We start from the raw sequence: 520 nt of genomic DNA on the forward strand, positions 1-520 counted from the left end.
GCCTAAGGTGGGACAGATGATTGGGGTGAAGTCGTAACAAGGTAGCCGTATCGGAAGGTGCGGCTGGATCACCTCCTTTCTATGGAGAATTGATGAACGCTGTTCATCAATATAAGTTTCCGTGTTTTGTTTTCGTTTAGTTTTGAGAGTTCAATAAACGTATTGACTCTTAAAAGATAATATGATATAAAATAATTCTGCAATTTGTATGGGCCTATAGCTCAGCTGGTTAGAGCGCACGCCTGATAAGCGTGAGGTCGATGGTTCGAGTCCATTTAGGCCCACCATACAATTTGGGGCCTTAGCTCAGCTGGGAGAGCGCCTGCCTTGCACGCAGGAGGTCAGCGGTTCGATCCCGCTAGGCTCCACCAAAACGCTATTTTATATAGCGTGGTATGTTCTTTGAAAACTAGATAACAGTGTAGCTCATATTTTTTTAATTTTAGTTTGGTTAAGTTAGAAAGGGCGCACGGTGGATGCCTTGACACTAGGAGTCGATGAAGGACGGGACTAACGCCGA

The 520-nt window shown here is 45.0% G+C and carries 2 tRNA genes and 1 rRNA gene; all 3 read left to right on the forward strand.

Going from position 1 to position 520, the window contains the following annotated elements:
* Positions 1-79 (forward strand): 16S ribosomal RNA (locus tag ORL93_RS30955); the annotation flags it as partial.
* Between the two features lie 131 nt (positions 80-210).
* Positions 211-287: transfer RNA gene (locus tag ORL93_RS30960), tRNA-Ile, on the forward strand.
* Between the two features lie 8 nt (positions 288-295).
* Positions 296-371: transfer RNA gene (locus ORL93_RS30965), tRNA-Ala, on the forward strand.
* The last annotated feature ends 149 nt before the right edge of the window (positions 372-520 follow it).

The sequence above is a fragment of the Bacillus sp. DHT2 genome, from assembly GCF_026241455.1.
Lineage (GTDB): Bacteria > Bacillota > Bacilli > Bacillales > Bacillaceae_G > Bacillus_A > Bacillus_A pseudomycoides.